Source organism: Acidimicrobiales bacterium, from assembly GCA_035630295.1.
Taxonomy (GTDB): Bacteria; Actinomycetota; Acidimicrobiia; order Acidimicrobiales; family Iamiaceae; genus Iamia.
Genome location: DASQKY010000020.1, coordinates 99,766 through 117,694, shown reverse-complemented (window position 1 = coordinate 117,694; position 17,929 = coordinate 99,766). Strand labels below are relative to the sequence as shown.

Genomic DNA, 17,929 nt, shown 5'->3' with positions numbered 1-17,929 from the left:
GGGGACGGCCGCTACCGACGGGCGGGGATGGCCTCGGCCAGGGCCCGGGCGAAGCGCCAGGCCCCGGAGCTGTAGTAGGGGCAGGGGTCGAAGCCCCGGCCCCCGCCCGGGCAGAAGTGCACCCCGTCGTTGGCCCGCACGATGTTGCGCCCCGAGGCGACGGCCGGGTTGATCTGGTGGCCGGGGCAGCGCTCGCCGGGCAGGCACGGCAGCACCTGGGCCCACGTCCGGTTGGGGGTCACGTAGCGCCCGGAGTCGGCCACGCCCAGGCCCAGCCGGCGGGCCTCGGCCCGCATGGCGTCCTGCACGTCCTCCGAGACCTGGGCCGGCAGGCGGGGCGTGGCCGCCCAGACCACCCGGGCGCCGGAGCCGGACCAGATGCCGGCCACCTCCCGGAGCTGGCGGGCGTGGGAGCCCACGGTGTCGGGCCCGACGCACGGCGACATGTACGCCGGGTTGCCGCTGAAGGCCACGATCACGGCGTGGGTGCCCTGCCGGCCGCGGTCGGCCCGCATCTGGCCGTAGAACGAGCAGGGGGCCCCGCCGAAGCGGGAGTGGACGACCACGTCGTAGCCCCGGGCCTGGCCCCAGGTCCGGATCCACCCCTCGGCCTCCCAGGTGAGGGAGTCGCCGTACACGTACACCCGCGGCCCGGGGGGCTCGCAGGCGGCCAGGCTGCCGACCAGGGCGGCCAGCGCCACCAGCGCTCCCACGGCCCGCAGCCGCACCCTCGCCCGTCCCGGGACCCGATCGATCACCGCTCCAGTGTGGCAGCCGGGGCGGGGGTCGCGCCGCCTCAGCCCAGGCCCAGCCGGGCCGAGAACCACTCGGCGGTGCGGGCGATGCCCTCCCGGGCCTCCACGGTGGGCTCCCACCCCAGGCGCTGGCCGGCCAGGGTGATGTCGGGCCGGCGCTGCCGGGGGTCGTCCACCGGCAGCTCGCGGTGGACCACCTCGGAGGACGAGCCGGTGACGTCCAGGACCAGGGCGGCCAGCTCCGTGATGGTCAGCTCGCACGGGTTGCCGATGTTGACCGGGGCGCCCACCACGTCGGAGTCGAGCAGGGCCAGGAAGCCCCGGATCTCGTCGTCCACGTAGGTGACGCTGCGGGTCTGGGTGCCGTCGCCGAACACGGTGAGGGGCTCGCCCCGCAGGGCGGCCACGATGAAGTTGGACAGCGCCCGCCCGTCGTCGGGCCGCATCCGGGGCCCGTAGGTGTTGAAGATGCGGACGACGCGGACGTCCAGGCCGTGGTGGCGGTGGTAGGCCATGGTCATGGCCTCGGCGAAGCGCTTGGCCTCGTCGTAGACCCCCCGGGGGCCGATGGGGTTGACGTTGCCCCAGTAGTCCTCGGGCTGGGGGTGGACGAGGGGGTCGCCGTAGACCTCGCTGGTGGAGGCCAGGAAGTACCGGGCTCCCTTGGCCTTGGCCAGGCCCAGGGTGTTGTGGGTTCCCAGGCTGCCCACCTTCAGGGTCTGGATGGGCATGCGCAGGTAGTCGACGGGTGAGGCCGGGCTGGCCAGGTGCATGACCGCGTCCACCGGGCCCGGCACCTCCACGTGGGTGCTCACGTCGTGCTCCACGAAGGTGAAGTCGGCCCGCCCGGCCAGGTGCTCGACGTTGGCGGTGGAGCCGGTGGCCAGGTTGTCCAGGCACACCACCTCGTCGCCCCGGGCCAGCAGGGCGTCGCAGAGGTGCGAGCCGAGGAAGCCGGCCCCGCCGGTGACGACGACCCGGGCCACTCAGCGACCGATGCCGTCGAGGACGAAGCCCCGACGCACCAGGGCGGCCCGGTCCAGCAGGTTCCGCCCGTCGACCACCCGCCGGTTGGTCATGGCCTCGGCCACCTTGTCGAAGTCGAGCCACTTCAGCTCGTCCCACTCGGTGAGGACGGCCAGCACCGCCGCCCCCTGGCAGGCGGCGTAGGGGTCGCCGCACAGCTCGATGCCGTCCAGGCGCTCGTCGGCCGAGTCGGCGGCCACGGCCGGGTCGTAGGCCCGCACGGTGGCCCCGGCCCGGCGCAGGCGGCCGATGATCTCCAGGGCCGGCGAGTCGCGCAGGTCGTCGGTGCGGGCCTTGAAGGTCAGGCCCCACACCGCCACCGTCACCCCGTCCAGGTCGCCGCCGGCGGCGGTGGCCACCTTGTCGGCCACCCGGGCGAACTGCTGCTCGTTGACGTCGATCACGCCCTTGAGCAGGCCGAAGTCGTAGCCGGCGTCCTCGGCGATCTTCACCAGGGCCTGGGAGTCCTTGGGGAAGCAGCTCCCGCCCCAGCCGGGGCCGGGGCGCAGGAAGGCGTCGCCGATGCGCTTGTCGTAGCCCATGCCCAGGACCACGTCGTTGACGTCGGCCCCCACCGCCTCGCACACCGCGGCGATGGCGTTGACGAAGCTGATCTTGGTGGCCAGGAAGGCGTTGGAGGCGTACTTGATGGTCTCGGCCGAGGCCGGGTCGGTGACCTGGAGGGGGGCGGCCAGGCCCAGGTACAGGCCGGCCACCCGGATGGCGGCCGACTGGTCGTCGGCCCCGATGACCACCCGGTCGGGGTGGAGGAAGTCGTGGACGGCCGAGCCCTCGCGCAGGAACTCGGGGTTGGACACCACGTGGACGTCGTCTCGGCCCAGGGCCTGCTCCACCACCCGGGTGGAGCCCACCGGCACGGTCGACTTGTTGATGACGACGGCCTCGGAGCGCAGGTGGGGGCCGACGTCCGCCGCCGCCTCCCGGATGTAGCTGAGGTCGGCCGAGCCGTCCGCCCCCTGGGGCGTGGGCACGCACAGGTACACGAACTCGGCGTCGCCCACCGCCTCGGTCGCCCCCAGCACGAAGCGGAGCTGGCCCGAGCGGCGCCCCTCCTGCACCAGCTCCTCCAGCCCGGCCTCCAGGATGGGGATCTCGCCCCGGTTGAGGGCGTCGATCTTCTCGGGCACCACGTCGGCGCAGACCACGTCGTGGCCCAGGTGGCTGAGGCAGGCCCCGGTCGTGAGGCCCACGTACCCGGTCCCGATGACGGCGATCTTCTGGCCCATGATCCTCCGGTGCTGGTGACGGCCGGCGCCGCACACCCTGGACGGTCAGCCCAACTTAGTGCGGGCTCGGCGGCGGGCCCCGGCCCGGGTCAGGGCGTGGAGGGGCACGAGGCCCCCGGCGGCGCGGCCTGGGCCTTGTAGAACAACGGGTCCCCGGGATCGTCGGGGTCGCCCTCGGTGACGGGCTCGCCGCCGGGGCCGGTGTCGGGGGGGCCCTGGGGGGCCGTGGTGGTGGTCGTGGTGGCCGGGCCGTCCACCGCGTCGACGGCCTTGGGGGTGGGGGCCACGCCCTCCCAGTCGGAGCCGGTGACCACCACCACCCGGTCGGTGTCGAGGAGGGCGAGGTCGGCCTCGTAGCGCACCGGGCCGGCGACGTGGCGGGCCACCAGCTGGGCCTCGGCCTCGTTGCCCTCGGCGTAGCGGATGGTGGTGGGCTGGCCCTGCTGCTCCGCGTCCTCGGGGACCACGGCCTCGAACCCGGCCGCCACCAGCTCGTCGGTCACGTCCGCGCCCTGGCCGCCGACGCCGGTGCCGTTGAGCACCTGGACGGTGACCCCCTCCGGATCGGCGGTGCCGACCGGCCCCACGCCCCGGAACACCGAGAGGACGGGCTCTGCCGCCGCCTCCTCCAGGTAGAGGATCTCGGCCCCGCCGGCGGTGCCGTCGGTGACCGGCAGGGTCAGCGTCTCCAGCTCCTGGGGGTCGAAGCTGCGGAAGCTGGCCCCCAGGGCCACCAGGTCGCCGGGGTCGAGCTCCTCGTCCAGCCGGGCCTCGCCGGCCCCCAGGTCGATCAGGCGGCGCAGCGTGTTGGGGTTGCGGGCCCCCTTGGCGATGGCCCGGCTCAGGGCCAGCTGCATGAAGAGCTGCTGGCGCTCGTTGCGGGCCAGGTCGCTGCGGGGGTCCTGGTGCCAGTCCCCGTCGTCGTCCTGCACGTAGTAGTAGCGGCCCCGGGCGAAGCCGAGGGCCTGGACCGGCCCCAGCGTGTAGCAGCCGGGCGCCTCGATGGACAGGCCCGACTCGCGGTCGCGGGCCGGGTGGGGGAACAGCACGGGCACCCCGTCCACGATGTCGACCAGGTCCCGGAAGCCGGCGAAGTCGACCTGGAGGTAGTGGTGGACGGGGATGCCGAAGTTCTGGTCGATGGTGCGGATGAGCCGCTCGGGCCCGCCGGTCTCCAGGGCCACGTTGATGCGCTGGTTGGTGTTGGTGTCGGCGATGGGCACCCACAGGTCCCGGGGCAGCGACAGCAGCTGCGCGGTGGCGGCCCGGGGGTCGAGGCGCAGGACCATGATCGTGTCGGTGTGCTGGCCCCGGAGGTCCGAGGCGTCGCGGTTGCGGACCGAGTCGCCGTCCGGCAGCCCGGAGGCGTCGTCGATGCCCACGATCAGGAAGTTCTGGGGGTCGCCGTCCTCCAGCTCCTCACCGGCCAGCACGTCGTCGAGGGCCACCCGTTCGACCTCTGAGAGGCGGCGGTTGGCGTAGGCCAGGGCCCCGGCGGTGACGGCGGCGGCCAGCACGGCCATGACGTTGACCGTGATCAGCAGGCGTTGGAGCCACGACCGGCGGGGGCGGCCTTCGACGGGTCCGGGCACGGCCGACCACGCTACCGGCGGGACGGTGCCGGGCCGCGGTCGCCGGGCCCTCTACGGCAGCCCGGGGCAGGAGGCGCCGGGCGGGGCCCCGCCGCCGGGGGCCCCGTCGCCGGGCCTCAGCGCCCCAGCGGGAGGCCCAGGCCCCGGCTGATGACCAGGCGCTGGACCTCGCTGGTGCCCTCGCCGATCTCCAGGATCTTGGCGTCGCGGTAGTGGCGGCTCACCGGGGTCTCGTCCATGAAGCCGTAGCCGCCGAAGACCTGGGTGGCGTGGCGGGTGGCGGTCACCGCGGCCTCGGTGGCGTGCAGCTTGGCCAGGGCCGCAGCCTGCGTGTAGGGCTGGCCCGTGTCCCGCAGCCAGGCGGCCTGGTAGGTGAGCAGGCGGGCCGTCTCGGCCAGCACCGCCATGTCCGCGCACCGGAAGGCGGTGGCCTGGTAGGAGCCGATGGGCCGGCCGAAGGCCTGGCGCTCCCCGGCGTAGGCCACCGACTCGTCCAGGCAGGCCTGGATGACCCCCACGGCCAGGGCGGCGATGGCGATGCGGCCCTCGTCCAGGATGGCCAGGAAGTTGGCGAAGCCCCGGCCCCGCTCCCCCAGCAGGTGGTCCTCCGGCACCCGGACGTCGCTGAAGGCCAACCCGTGGGTGTCCGAGGCGTGCCAGCCCATCTTCCGGTAGGGCGGGGCCACGGTCAGCCCGGGCGTGCCCGAGGGCACCACGATGGCGCTGATCTCCGGCTTGCCCGACCCGCCGGGCGGGTCGGTGCGGGCCGTCACGGTGGTCAGCGACGTGATCTCGGTGCCCGAGTTGGTGATGAAGGCCTTCTCGCCGTTGAGGACCCACTCGCCGGCCCCCTCGTCCAGCACGGCCCGGGTGCGGGTGCCCCCGGCGTCGCTGCCGGCCTCGGGCTCGGTCAGGCCGAAGCCGCCCAGGGCCCGGCCCGCGCACAGGTCGGGCAGCCAGCGTTGGCGCTGCTCCTCGGTGCCGAAGCGGTAGATGGGGCTGGCCCCCAGGCCCACGCCGGCCTCCAGGGTGATGGCCACCGACTGGTCGACCCGGGCCAGCTCCTCGATGGCGATGCACAGGGTGGTCAGATCCGCGCCCCCGCCGCCGTACTCCTCCGGGAACGGGAGCCCGAACAGGCCCAGCTCCCCCATCTGGAGCACCACGTCGACCGGGAAGGTGTGGTCCCGGTCCCACGCCTCGGCGTGCGGGCGGACGGCGACCGCGGCGAAGTCGCGGACCACCTTGCGGAACTGCTGCTGCTCGTCGGTGAACTCGATGTGCACGGCCGGCAACTTACGGCCTGGGTGAGGCCCGCTCCCCACGGGGCGAGGGGCGGAGCCGACCCCCGACGCCGTCTCGTACCCTCCGGACATGGCCGTCGCCCCCGACCTCGCGCCCCTGGCCGTGGTGGGCGGGTGGCTCCTCACCGACCTGGCCGACGTCACCTCCGACCTGGCCGCCCTGGAAGGCACCGGGACCTGGGCCGTGGTGCTGCCCTTCTCCGGTCCCCCGGTGTGCGCCCGCTTCCGGCGCCGGCGCCCGGCCCGGCCCTGGCCCGGCCCCCCCTGGCCCGGCGTCGACGGCGGGCCCGGCGCGTGGGACAGCTCCCTCGACGAGGCGTCGTTCCGGGCCGGCGTCGCCCACATCCGCGATGCCATCGCCGCCGGCGACGTGTACCAGGTGAACCTGACCCGCCGGCTCACCGCCCCCGCCCCACCGGGCGCCGACGTGGCCGCCCTCGGCGCCGCCCTGGCCGCCGGCCACCCGGCCCCGTTCAGCGCCGTGGTCCGCCTGCCGGCCCAGGGGGTGCACGTGGCCTCGGCGTCGCCCGAGCGTTTCCTCGAGCGCCACGGCCGGCGGGTGTGGTCCTCGCCCATCAAGGGCACGGCCGCCACCCCGGAGGGGTTCCTGGCCAAGGACACGGCCGAGAACGTGATGATCGTGGACCTGGTCCGCAACGACCTGGGCCGGGTGTGCGAGTGGGGCAGCGTCACCGTGCCCGCCCTGTGCGCGGTGGAGCCCCACCCCGGCCTGGTCCACCTGGTGTCCACCGTGGAGGGCCGCCTGCGCCCCGGGGCCGGCTGGGCCGAGGTGGTGGCGGCCACCTTCCCCCCCGGCTCGGTGACCGGGGCCCCCAAGGTGGCGGCCCTGGGGGTGATCGACGCGCTGGAGCCGGTGGAGCGGGGCGTCTACTGCGGGGCCGTGGGCTGGGTCGACGCCGATGCCGCCCGGGGGGCCCTGAACGTGGCCATCCGCACGTTCTGGCTCGACGACGGGCTGCTGCACTTCGGCACCGGGGGCGGCATCACCTGGGACTCCGACCCGGCCGGCGAGTGGGCCGAGACGGAGCTGAAGGCAGCCCGCCTCCTGCCCCTGGCCAGCCGTGGCAGTCTCGTGACGTGAGCCCCGCCCCCGTCGCCTGGTGCTGGCTGGACGGCCGCGTGGCCCCCGCGGCCGAGGCCACCGTGCCGGTCACCGACCACGGCCTGACCGTGGGCGACGGCATCTTCGAGACCATGAAGGTGGTGGACGGCACCCCCTTCGCCCTCACCCGCCACCTGCGCCGGTTGCGCCGCTCGGCCGCCGCCCTGGAGCTGGGCCTGCCCCTGGACGACGACGGCTTCCGGGCCGCCTGCGCCGAGCTGGTGGCGGCGGCCACCGCGGCCGGCGAGCGGGTGGGCAGGCTGCGCCTGACCGTCACCGGCGGGCCCGGGCCGGCCGGCAGCGACCGGGGCACCGAGGGCCGCACCGTCCTGCTGGTCACCGGCCCACCCGACGCCTGGCCCGAGGCCACCGCGGTGGCCACCGTGGCCTTCACCCGCAACCCGACCAGCGGCCTGGCCGGGGTGAAGTCCACGTCCTACGCCGAGAACGTGCTGGCCCTGGCCCGGGCCCGGGCCGCGGGGGCCACCGAGGCCCTGTTCGCCGACACCGCCGGGCGCCTCAGCGAGGGCACCGGCTCCAACGTGTTCGTGGTGCGCGACGGGCAACTCCTGACCCCGTCGTTGGCCACCGGCTGCCTGGCCGGCATCACCCGGGAGCTGGTGCTGGAGGCCACCGACGCGGTCGAGGTCGACGACCTCACCTTCGCGGCGCTGCGGGGGGCGCCGGAGGCGTTCCTCACCTCCTCCACCCGGGACGTGCAGGCCATCGCCGCCGTCGACGGCGCCCCCCTGGGCGGCCCGGCCCCGGGGCCGGTCACCCGGGCCGCGGCCGCCGCCCTCGCCGCCGTCGGGACCCGCACCCTCGACCCGTAGCCGCCGGCGCCCGCTCGGCCTCGGCCCCGAGCCGCTCGGTCGGGTCAGGCCGGGCGGAGGTGGGTCACGTCGCCCACGGCCAGGGTCCGGTCCTCCCCCGCCAGGGTGCGGACCACCAGCCGGCCCTCCGGGGTGACGTCCACCGCCTGGCCCTCGACGTCGTCGGCGCCCAGGTCGATGCGCACCCGCCGGCCCAGGGTGGCCGAGCGGGCCCGCCAGGCCTCCCACAGCCGGCCCGGCCCGTCGTCGTCTCCTCCCCGGGCGACCCCGACGGCGCAGCGGTACCAGTGGTCGAGGCGGCCCAGCCAGGCCGCCACCAGGTCCTCCCGGCTGGGGACGCCGCCTCCCAGCTCGTCGCAGGCCACGGCCAGGCCCTCCAGCTCCGGGGCCCGCCCCGCGGCCCGGACGTTGAGGCCCATCCCCCCCACCACCGTCACCCGCTGGCCGGCCGGGGGCGGCGCCCACCCCGAGGCCACGTCGGCGCCGGGGGGCCAGGCCACCTCGGCCAGCAGGCCGGCCAGCTTGCGGTCCGGGCCGCCACCGGCGGCCGGGACGACCAGGTCGTTGGGCCACTTGATGCCCGGCGCCACCCCGCACACCTGCTCCACCGCCTCGGCCGCGGCCACGGCCATGGCCGGCAGCACCAGCTCCACCGCCGGGGCCGGGGGCCGGGCCAGCACCGACACCAGCACGGCGGCACCGGGGGGCGCGGTCCACGTCCGGCCCCGCCGGCCCCGCCCGGCGGTCTGGTGGTCGGCGCCCAGCACGATGCCCTCGGGCTCGCCCTGGGCGGCCAGGGCCAGCAGGTCGGCGTTGGTGGAGCCGGTCTCGGCCCCCCAGCGCACGTCGCCGAAACGGGTGCCGGCCAGAGCGGACCGCACCCGATCGACATCGAAGGAGGTCGAGGGCTCCATCCCGGAGTGTCTAGGCCACGGCGCACCCGGGCCCGTCCCCCTCCACCTCGGGCCCGTGCTGGCCTCGACACCCCCGGGTCGCCTAGGAAGGCGCCGTGCTCTCGAAGATCCTCATCGCCAACCGGGGCGAGATCGCCGTCCGGGTGATCCGCGCCTGCCAGGAGCTCGGCATCGAGACCGTGGCGGTCTACTCCGAGCTCGACCGCGACGCCCTCCACGTCCGCATCGCGGACGAGGCCTTCGCCCTCGGGGGCCAGACGGCGGCCGAGAGCTACCTCAACACCGAGAAGATCCTCGAGGTCATCGAGCAGAGCGGGGCCGACGGGGTCCACCCGGGCTACGGCTTCTTCTCCGAGAACACCGACTTCGCCCGGGCCATCACCGAGCGGGGCGTCGCCTTCATCGGCCCGCCCCCCGAGGCCATCGAGGTCATGGGGGACAAGGTGTCGAGCCGCATCGCGGCCCAGGAGGCCGGGGTGGAGGGCGTCCCCGGCACCACCGAGTTCCTGGCCTCGGGCGACGAGGTGGTGGCCTTCGGGACCGAGCACGGCTGGCCGGTGGCCATCAAGGCGGCCTACGGCGGCGGCGGCCGGGGCATGCGGGTGGTGCGCAGCGCCGAGGAGGCCCACTCGGCCCTGGAGTCGGCCCAGTCCGAGGCGCTCAAGGGCTTCGGCCGCGACGAGTGCTACGTCGAGCGCTACCTGACCCAGCCCCGCCACGTCGAGATGCAGATCATCGGCGACACCCACGGCAACGTCGTCTGGGTGGGCGAGCGCGACTGCTCGGCCCAGCGCCGCCACCAGAAGCTGATCGAGGAGGCCCCGGCCCCCGACTTCCCGGCCGAGACCCGCCAGGCCATGGGCGAGGCCGCGGTCAAGGTGGCCAAGGCCTGCGGCTACTACAACGCCGGCACCGTCGAGTTCCTCTACCAGGACGGCGAGTTCTGGTTCCTGGAGATGAACACCCGCCTCCAGGTCGAGCACCCGGTCACCGAGCTGATCTCGGGCATCGACCTGGTGCGGGAGCAGATCCGGGTGGCCTCCGGAGAGCCCCTGTCCTTCACCCAGGACGACGTCGACCTGCGGGGCTGGGCCATCGAGGTCCGGGTCAACGCCGAGGACCCCGCCGGGGGGAAGTTCCTCCCCTCCCCCGGGCGCATCACCGAGATGGCGGTCCCCCAGGGCTTCGGCGTGCGCTGGGACGGCGGCTACACCGCCGGCGACGAGGTCAGCCAGTACTACGACAACCTGGTCGGGAAGCTGGTGGTGTGGGGCTCGGACCGGGCCACCGCCATCGGCCGCATGGAGCGGGCCATCCGCGAGTTCCGCATCGAGGGCATCAAGACCACCCTCCCGGCCGACCTGGCCATCCTGGCCCACGACGACTTCAGGGCCGCCCGTCACTCCACCAAGTGGGTGGAGGAGACCCTCGACCTGAGCGGCGTGGGCGCCGAGCCGACCCCCCCGGCGGCCGAGGACGGCGCCGAGCCGGAGGAGAAGGTCCGCCGCGACGTCGACGTCGAGGTCAACGGCAAGCGCTTCTCGGTGGCCATGTGGGTCCCGGCCTCGGCCATGGCCCCGGTGGCCGCGGCCGGCGGCGCGGCCACCCCCCGCCCCCGCCGCAAGGGGGCCGGCGGTGCCGGCGCGGCGGCGGCCGGCTCGGGCTCGGTCACCGTGCCCATGCAGGGCACCATCGTGAAGGTCACCGTGGCCGCCGGCGACGAGGTCACCGCCGGCCAGACCGTCTGCCTGCTCGAGGCCATGAAGATGGAGAACGCCATCACCGCGGGCAAGGACGGCACCGTGGCCGAGGTCAAGGTCGAGGCCGGCCAGACCGTGGCCGCCGGCGACGTCGTCCTCGTCATCGAGTAGCCCGCCCGCCAGCGGGGGCGCGGTCAGCGGGTGCGGACCACCACCGTGCCGGCGGCCCGATCGGCCACGCCCCGCCGCAGGGGGTCGAACATGGCCGCCGCGTACAGCGCCATGGCCGCCGCCTTGGCCAGCGGGTGGGGCACGGTGGCCACCACCCCCGGGAGGGCGATCCGCACGGCCGCCTCCCACCACAGGGGGCAGCGCCCGTTGACCTGCCGGGCCACCCGGATGCCGAGCAGCAGCTTCCCCAGCGTCTGGCCCCACAGGGTGACCGTCACCGTCTCGTAGAGGACGGCCACCGCCACCAGGGCTCCCCAGGTGACGGCCTGGGCGGTGGGCCCGGCGGCGTCGGCCGGCTCGGCGGAGGGATCGCCGGCGGCCTGGAGCACCAGGACGACGCTGGTGGCCAGCAGCACCGGGACGCCGATCAGCACGGCGTCGACCCCTCGGGCCAGCCACCGGCGGGAGATGGTGGCCAGCGAGTTGGCCCCGGCGGCCGGGAACGACTGCGGCCCGTTGGGGAAGCGCTCGGCCGCGGACGGGGCGGGGGTGTCCACCGGGCGCCTACTCGGCGGCGTCGGCCAGCGACTCGGCCAGGGCCGGGTGCACGAGCAGGCTCTCGACGATGTCGGTGACCTTCAGCCCGGCGGTGACGGCCAGGGCCAGGACCGAGATGAGCTCCGCGGCGTGCTGGCCCACGATGGAGCCCCCCATCACCACCCCGGTGGCCGGGTCCGAGATGATCTTCACGAAGCCCCGGGAGTCGTCGTTGATCAGCGCCTTGGCCGAGGCCGAGAACGGCACCTTGGTGACCCGCACCTTCCGGCCGCTGGCGAAGGCCTCGGCCTCGGCCAGGCCCACATCGGCGATCTCCGGGTCGGTGAAGATGGCCGAGGCGGCCTTGTCGTAGTCGAGGTGCCGGTGCGGGCCCTGGTGGAGGCCCAGGGCGTGCTCGGCGATCTTGCGCCCCTGCATGGAGGCCACCGACGACAGCGGCAGCTTCCCCGACAGGTCACCGGCGGCGTAGACGTGGGGCACCGAGGAGCGGCAGTTGTGGTCGATCACCACGTAGCCCCCCTCGGCCTTCACCCCGGCGGCGTCGAGGCCCAGGTCCTCGGAGTTGGGGATGGAGCCGATGCACAGCAGGGCGTGGCTCCCCCGGGCCACCCGGCCGTCGTCGCAGCGCACCGCCACCCCGTCCGGGCCGACGTCGATGCCCTCGGCCCGGGCCCCCTTGAACAGGCTGACCCCGCGCCGGAGGAAGTCGTCCTCCAGCACCGCGGCCACCTCGGGGTCCTTCTGGGGCAGCACCTGCTGGCGGCTCACGATGAGGGTGACCTGGCACCCGAAGGCCGAGAACATGTGCACGAACTCCACGCCGGTGACCCCGGAGCCGATCACCACCAGGTGCTCGGGCAGGGCCGGCGGCGGGTAGGCGTGGCGGGTGGTGAGCACCCGGTCGCCGTCGATGGGGGCCCAGTCGGGGATGCGGGGCCGGCTGCCGGTGGCCAGCACCACCGTGTCGGCCACCAGCACCTCGGGCTCGGTGCCGCCGGCCGGGGTGACCTCCACCTCGTGGGGGCTCACGAAGCAGCCGGTGCCGCTGATGATGCGCACCCCCTGGCTCTCCAGCAGCCCGGTGACCGAGCGCTCCAGGCGGGCCTCGATCCCGTCGATGCGGTCCCGCAACCCGGACAGGTCCAGGCCGGGCTCGACCGGGTCCAGGCCCATGCCCGCCACCCGGCGCAGCTCCTCCATGGTCCCGCCGGTGGCGATCATGGCCTTGGACGGGATGCAGTCCCGCAGGTGGGCGGCCCCACCCACCACGTCCCGCTCGACCACGGTGACCTCGGCCCCGAGGCGGGCCGCGGTGGTCGCGGCCTGGTTGCCGGCGGGCCCTCCCCCGATGACGACGAAGCGGTGAGCCATGCCCGGAGGCTACCGAGGGCCGCTGGTCAGCAGACGGCGATGAGGGCCAGGCCCAGCGCCCCGGCGGCCTGGCTCACGTCGCGGTCCTGGTAGGGGTCGCGCTGCTCGTCGATGACACGCCGCAGGGCGGCCCGGAGGTCGGCCATGGTCCGGACCACCTCGGGGTCCTGGGCCAACTCGGGCACGTCCTCGATCATCCCGGGATCGAGGAGCAGGGCGAAGGTCCGGGCCACCTGCTCCGGGTCGGCCTCGGAGCTCCGGGGCGCACCGCCCGGCTCCCCCGGCCCACCCGGCCACCCCGACGCCTCGGGGCGGGGCACCTGCAGGGTGGCGACGGCGAACAGCCGCTGGCAGGCCTCCTCGCGGCGGCCCTCGCTCCCCTCGAACACGCCCAGGCCCCCGCGGCTCTCGGGGGTGGGCACGATGCGCCGGGCCGAGGCCTCCCGGTCCTCCCAGCCCCACGCCCCCAGGACGGCCCCGGCCACCAGGCAGAGGGCGGCCGCCACCACCAGGAGCCGGCTCACCGTGCTTCTCGCCGCCGGGCGACCCGTTCCATGGGGCCACGTTACGGCCCCGGCCGCCCGCCCCCCGACCGGGTGAACCTGAACGCCGGGCCGTGGTCGACGTCACACCGTGGCCGGAGGCGGCGTAGCCTTGGCAGATCGACCGAGGAGCACTGTGATCACCACGCCGCACGAGCCCACCGAGGGGCCCGTCCCTCCCGCCCCCCCGTCACCCGCCGCGGTGACGCTGGGCATGGGGACCGCCGCGCTGGCCTCCCTGGGGGCGGGGGCCATCCACGCTGCGGCCATCGGCGTGCACAGCGAGCACCGGCCCGCCACCCTGGCCTTCACCGTCGTGGCCGCCCTCCAGGTGGCCTGGGGCGCCGCCGCCCTGGCCCGACCTCGCGGCGGGCGCCTGCTGCTGGCCGCCGGCGCGGCGATCCATCTCGGCGCCCTCGGGGGCTGGCTGCTGGCCAAGACGGTGGGCATCGGGTTCGTCGACGGGCTCGACGTCTCGGAGTCGGTCCAACTGGCCGACGGGGCCGCCGCCGCCCTGGCCGTGGTGGCCGTGGCCCTGGCCGGGCGCGAGCTGGTGACCACCGGCGTGCCCCGCCGGCCGGGCCGGGCGGCCCGCCCGGCCCGGGGGCCGCGCCTGGCGCTCCTGGCCCTGCCGGTGGCCGCCCTCTCGGTGGCGGCCATGGTCTCGGCCGGCTCCCACTCCCACGCCGGGGGCCACGGTGACGAGGCCGCGGCCGACCATCCCCACGGCGACGCCGCCGACCACGCCGACGGCGACCACGCCGAGGGCGACCACCCGGCCGGCGACCAGCCCGAGGGTGACCACCCGGAAGGTGCGCACGGCGCCTCCGCGGCGGTGGCCCCCACCCCCTACGACCCGGCGCTGCCCCTGGACCTGAGCGGGGTCGAGGGCGTGACCCCCGAGCAGCAGGCCCGGGCCGAGAACCTCATCGCCATCACCCTGATCCGCCTGCCCCACTTCGCCGACGTGGCCACCGCCGAGGCCGCCGGCTTCAAGTCCATCGGCGACGGGTTCACCGGCCACGAGCACTACATCCACTGGGACTACCTCTCCGACGGTCGGACCCTCGATCCCGATCACCCCGAGGCGCTGGTCTACGACACCAGCGGCGGCGGCAAGCGCCTGGTGTCGGCCATGTTCATGGCCGAGCCCGGGGTCACGCTGGACACGGTGCCCGAGGTGGGCGGCCCGCTGACCCAGTGGCACATCCACGACGACCTGTGCTTCACGCCGGGAGACCACCCCCGGGTGGTCGGCGTGACCGAGGTGGGCGGGACCTGCGAGGCCCCGCTGCAGAAGTTCACCCCGGTGCCCATGATCCACGTGTGGATCGAATCCCACCGGTGCGGCCCCTTCGCCGCCCTGGAGGGGGTCGGCGCCGGCCAGATCGAGGAGGGCGAGGAGCGCCTCTGCGACCACGCCCACGGCGCCTGACCGACAGGCCCCGCCCCCGGCGCGCCCTTGGGGCGCCGGGGGGGCGAGCCGTAACCTCGGCCGGGTGACGAGCGACGCCGAGCCGACCCTGGACGACTGGCGGGCCCAGGCCGGCCGGGACCTCAAGGGCCGCGACCCGGACGAGCTGGTCCGCACCCGCCCCGAGGGCATCGACGTCAAGCCCCTCTACACCGCGGCCGACGTGGCCGAGGTCGAGACCGGCACCCTGCCCGGCTTCCCGCCCTTCACCCGGGGCGTGCGGGCCACCATGTACAGCAACCGGCCGTGGACCATCCGCCAGTACGCCGGGTTCTCCACCGCCGAGGAGTCCAACGCCTTCTACCGGCGCAACCTGGCTGCCGGCCAGCAGGGCGTGTCGGTGGCCTTCGACCTGGCCACCCACCGGGGCTACGACTCCGACCACCCCCGGGTGGAGGGCGACGTGGGCAAGGCCGGCGTGGCCATCGACTCGGTGGAGGACATGAAGATCCTCTTCGACGGCATCCCGTTGGAGAAGATGTCGGTGTCGATGACCATGAACGGGGCGGTGCTGCCCTGCCTGGCCAGCTTCATCGTGGCCGGCGAGGAGCAGGGGGTCGACCGGGCCCAGCTGTCGGGGACCATCCAGAACGACATCCTCAAGGAGTTCATGGTCCGGAACACCTACATCTACCCGCCCGAGCCGAGCATGCGGATCGTCTCGGACATCATCGAGTACACGGCCGACCACATGCCCCGGTTCAACTCGATCTCCATCTCCGGCTACCACATGCAGGAGGCGGGGGCCACGGCCGACCAGGAGCTGGCCTTCACCATCGCCGACGGGCTGGAGTACGTCCGCTTCGCCCTGGACCGGGGCCTCGACGTCGACCGCTTCGCCGGCCGGCTCAGCTTCTTCTTCGCCATCGGCATGGACTTCTTCATGGAGGTGGCCAAGCTGCGGGCCGCCCGCCTGCTGTGGCACGAGGTCATGAGCCAGTTCGCCCCGAAGGACCCGAAGTCGCTCATGCTCCGCACCCACTGCCAGACCTCGGGGGTGTCGCTCACCGCCCTGGACCCGTACAACAACGTGATCCGCACCACGGTGGAGGCCATGGCCGCGGTGCTGGGCGGCACCCAGAGCCTGCACACCAACGCCTTCGACGAGGCCCTGGGCCTGCCCACCGACGTCAGCGCCCGCATCGCCCGCAACACCCAGCTGGTGCTCCAGGAGGAGACCGGCATCCCCCACGTGGTCGACCCGCTGGGCGGCTCCTACTACGTCGAGGCCCTGACCCGGGACCTGGCCGATCGGGCCCGGACCCTGATGGCCGAGGTGGAGGAGCTGGGGGGCATGACCAAGGCCGTCGAGTCGGGCATGCCCAAGCTGCGCATCGAGGAGTCGGCGGCCCGGCGCCAGGCCCGCATCGACCGGGGCGACGAGGTGGTGGTGGGCGTGAACAAGTACACCGTGGCCGACCCCGAGCAGGTCGACGTGCTCGACATCGACAACCGGGCCGTGCTGGCCCAGCAGGTGGCCAAGCTGGAGCGCATCCGGGCCACCCGCGACGAGGGGGCCTGCGACAAGGCCCTGGCCGCCCTGCGGGAGGGCTCCGCCGGCGACGCCAACCTGCTGGCCCTGTGCGTCGAGGCGGCCCGGGCCCGGGCCACCGTCGGGGAGATGAGCGACGCCATGGAGGCGACCTTCGGCCGGCACACGGCCCAGGTCCGTACCCTCCAGGGGGTGTACGGCCAGGGCTACGAGGGCGACGAGGGCTTCGAGCGCATCCGGGCCGAGGTCGACGCCTTCGCCGCCGAGGAGGGCCGCCGCCCCCGCATGCTGGTGGTGAAGATGGGCCAGGACGGCCACGACCGAGGGGCCAAGGTCATCGCCACCGCCTTCGCCGACCTGGGCTTCGACGTGGACGTGGGCCCCCTGTTCCAGACCCCGGCCGAGGCCGCCCGCGACGCGGTGGAGAACGACGTCCACGTGGTCGGCGTGTCGTCCCAGGCCGCCGGGCACAAGACCCTGGTCCCCCAGCTCATCGAGGCCCTGCGGGCCGCGGGGGCCGGCGACGTGCTGGTGGTGTGCGGCGGGGTCATCCCCCCCGGCGACCACCAGTTCCTCCGGGACACGGGGGTGGCCGCGGTGTTCGGCCCCGGCACCAACATCCCCACCGCCGCCTCCCAGGTCCTCGACCTGATCCGCACCCGCCCCACCCCCGCCTGACCGAACCGAGCACGAAGAGCCCGATACCCCGGCCTTTCCGTGCTCGGTTCGTGGGGTGGAGGCACCGCGGGTGGGGTCGGCTGCCTACCCTCTGCACCGTGGCCGCCGCTCCCGAACCCGCGACCGAGCTGGCCGACGCCATCGTCGGCGGCGACCGGCGGGCCCTGGCCCGGGGCATCACCCTGGTGGAGTCGACCCGGGGCGACCACCGCGAGCAGGCCGCCGCCCTGGTCGAGGCCCTCCTGCCCCGCACCGGGGGGGCGGTGCGGCTGGGCATCAGCGGGCCACCGGGGGTGGGCAAGTCGACCTTCATCGAGGCCTTCGGCACCCACCTGACCGGCCACGGCCACCGGGTGGCGGTGCTGGCCGTCGACCCCAGCAGCTCCCGCACCGGCGGGTCGATCCTGGGCGACAAGACCCGGATGGAGCACCTGGCCAAGGATCCCGGCGCCTTCGTGCGCCCCTCCCCCTCCGGCGGCGAGCTGGGCGGCGTGGCCCGCCGCACCCGCGAGTCGCTGCTGCTGTGCGAGGCCGCCGGCTTCGACGTGGTGCTGGTGGAGACGGTGGGCGTGGGCCAGAGCGAGATCGCGGTGGCCGACCTCACCGACCTGTTCGTGCTGCTGGCCTCCCCGACCGGCGGGGACGACCTGCAGGGCATCAAGCGCGGGATCATGGAGCTGGCCGACCTGGTGGTGGTGACCAAGGCCGACGGGGACCTGGCCGCCGCCGCGGCCCACGCCGCCGCCGATGTCCGCCGGGCCCTGCACCTGCTCCGGCCCCGCCACCCCGAGGTGGCCCCCCAGGCCCTGCTGGCCTCCGCCGTCACCGGCCACGGCGTGGCCGAGGTGTGGGCCGCGGTGGCCGACGCCCACGCCGCCCTCCGGGCCGGCGGGGGCCTCGACCGCCTGCGCCGCCAGCAGGCCCGGGCCTGGCTGTGGTCCGAGCTCCGGGGGGCCCTGGAGCTCCGGCTCCGCACCGACCCGGCGGTGGCCGACGCCCTGCCCGCGGTCGAGGCCGCGGTCGAGGCCGGGACGACCAGCCCGGCCACCGGGGCCCGGCAGCTCCTGGCCCGGCTGGACCTGACCGCCGAGGCGGGCCGACCGGCCTGAGCCCGCTGCGGAGGGCGGCCTCCGCCGGCCCCGCGGCCAG

The 17,929-nt window shown here is 75.2% G+C and carries 15 protein-coding genes; 6 read left to right on the top strand and 9 right to left on the bottom strand.

All coding sequences use genetic code 11. From position 1 onward, the window contains the following. Window positions 1–11: 11 nt before the first annotated feature. The 5 genes from VEW93_05245 to VEW93_05225 form a co-directional block, all read right to left on the bottom strand. Window positions 12–758, bottom strand: coding sequence for a hypothetical protein (locus VEW93_05245; protein ID HYI61192.1), 747 nt, complete (start codon window positions 756–758; stop codon window positions 12–14). A gap of 38 nt (window positions 759–796) precedes the next feature. Then, window positions 797–1,741 (bottom strand): UDP-glucuronic acid decarboxylase family protein, encoded by a 945-nt coding sequence (locus VEW93_05240; protein ID HYI61191.1) that lies wholly within the window; start codon window positions 1,739–1,741, stop codon window positions 797–799. Next, window positions 1,742–3,028: a UDP-glucose/GDP-mannose dehydrogenase family protein gene (locus tag VEW93_05235; GenBank protein HYI61190.1), complete on the bottom strand. Its 1,287-nt coding sequence runs from the start codon at window positions 3,026–3,028 to the stop codon at window positions 1,742–1,744. It lies immediately after the preceding gene. Between the two features lie 89 nt (window positions 3,029–3,117). After that, a complete protein-coding gene (locus VEW93_05230; GenBank protein ID HYI61189.1) occupies window positions 3,118–4,620 on the bottom strand; it encodes an LCP family protein in 1,503 nt (500 codons plus the stop codon). 116 nt (window positions 4,621–4,736) lie between these two features. Further along, a complete protein-coding gene (locus VEW93_05225) occupies window positions 4,737–5,906 on the bottom strand; it encodes an acyl-CoA dehydrogenase family protein (GenBank protein ID HYI61188.1) in 1,170 nt (389 codons plus the stop codon). An 88-nt stretch (window positions 5,907–5,994) separates the two neighbouring features. On the opposite strand from VEW93_05225, the gene VEW93_05220 reads away from it, so the two are divergent. Both VEW93_05220 and VEW93_05215 read left to right on the top strand, forming a co-directional pair. Further along, the gene (locus VEW93_05220; GenBank protein HYI61187.1) at window positions 5,995–7,026 is read left to right on the top strand and encodes an anthranilate synthase component I family protein; all 1,032 of its coding nucleotides are present in this window, start codon (window positions 5,995–5,997) and stop codon (window positions 7,024–7,026) included. After that, window positions 7,023–7,880 (top strand): aminotransferase class IV, encoded by an 858-nt coding sequence (locus tag VEW93_05215; GenBank protein HYI61186.1) that lies wholly within the window; start codon window positions 7,023–7,025, stop codon window positions 7,878–7,880. The genes VEW93_05220 and VEW93_05215 overlap by 4 nt, the downstream gene beginning before the upstream one ends. 44 nt (window positions 7,881–7,924) lie before the next feature. Here the strand turns inward: VEW93_05215 and VEW93_05210 are convergent, their stop codons facing one another. Beyond that, window positions 7,925–8,794 (bottom strand): biotin--[acetyl-CoA-carboxylase] ligase, encoded by an 870-nt coding sequence (locus VEW93_05210; protein HYI61185.1) that lies wholly within the window; start codon window positions 8,792–8,794, stop codon window positions 7,925–7,927. 95 nt (window positions 8,795–8,889) lie between these two features. On the opposite strand from VEW93_05210, the gene VEW93_05205 reads away from it, so the two are divergent. Next, window positions 8,890–10,665 (top strand): acetyl-CoA carboxylase biotin carboxylase subunit, encoded by a 1,776-nt coding sequence (locus VEW93_05205; protein HYI61184.1) that lies wholly within the window; start codon window positions 8,890–8,892, stop codon window positions 10,663–10,665. A gap of 23 nt (window positions 10,666–10,688) precedes the next feature. Here the strand turns inward: VEW93_05205 and VEW93_05200 are convergent, their stop codons facing one another. The 3 genes from VEW93_05200 to VEW93_05190 are packed head-to-tail and all read right to left on the bottom strand — an operon-like array spanning window position 10,689 to window position 13,118. Next, on the bottom strand, window positions 10,689–11,222 hold the full coding sequence (locus tag VEW93_05200; protein HYI61183.1) for an RDD family protein: 534 nt from the start codon (window positions 11,220–11,222) through the stop codon (window positions 10,689–10,691). Between the two features lie 7 nt (window positions 11,223–11,229). Then, window positions 11,230–12,594 (bottom strand): FAD-dependent oxidoreductase, encoded by a 1,365-nt coding sequence (locus tag VEW93_05195; protein ID HYI61182.1) that lies wholly within the window; start codon window positions 12,592–12,594, stop codon window positions 11,230–11,232. A 26-nt stretch (window positions 12,595–12,620) separates the two neighbouring features. Then, window positions 12,621–13,118 carry a hypothetical protein gene (locus tag VEW93_05190; protein HYI61181.1) on the bottom strand — a complete coding sequence of 166 codons (498 nt, stop codon included), beginning with the start codon at window positions 13,116–13,118 and terminating at the stop codon, window positions 12,621–12,623. 154 nt (window positions 13,119–13,272) lie between these two features. On the opposite strand from VEW93_05190, the gene VEW93_05185 reads away from it, so the two are divergent. The 3 genes from VEW93_05185 to meaB all read left to right on the top strand — a co-directional run bounded on the left by VEW93_05185 (window position 13,273) and on the right by meaB (window position 17,889). After that, window positions 13,273–14,571: a hypothetical protein gene (locus VEW93_05185; GenBank protein HYI61180.1), complete on the top strand. Its 1,299-nt coding sequence runs from the start codon at window positions 13,273–13,275 to the stop codon at window positions 14,569–14,571. Window positions 14,572–14,635: 64 nt separating this feature from the next. Beyond that, entirely contained in the window at window positions 14,636–16,780 is a 2,145-nt protein-coding gene (gene scpA, locus VEW93_05180; GenBank protein ID HYI61179.1) for a methylmalonyl-CoA mutase, read from the top strand. Window positions 16,781–16,878: 98 nt separating this feature from the next. After that, window positions 16,879–17,889 carry a methylmalonyl Co-A mutase-associated GTPase MeaB gene (gene meaB / locus VEW93_05175; protein HYI61178.1) on the top strand — a complete coding sequence of 337 codons (1,011 nt, stop codon included), beginning with the start codon at window positions 16,879–16,881 and terminating at the stop codon, window positions 17,887–17,889. The last annotated feature ends 40 nt before the right edge of the window (window positions 17,890–17,929 follow it).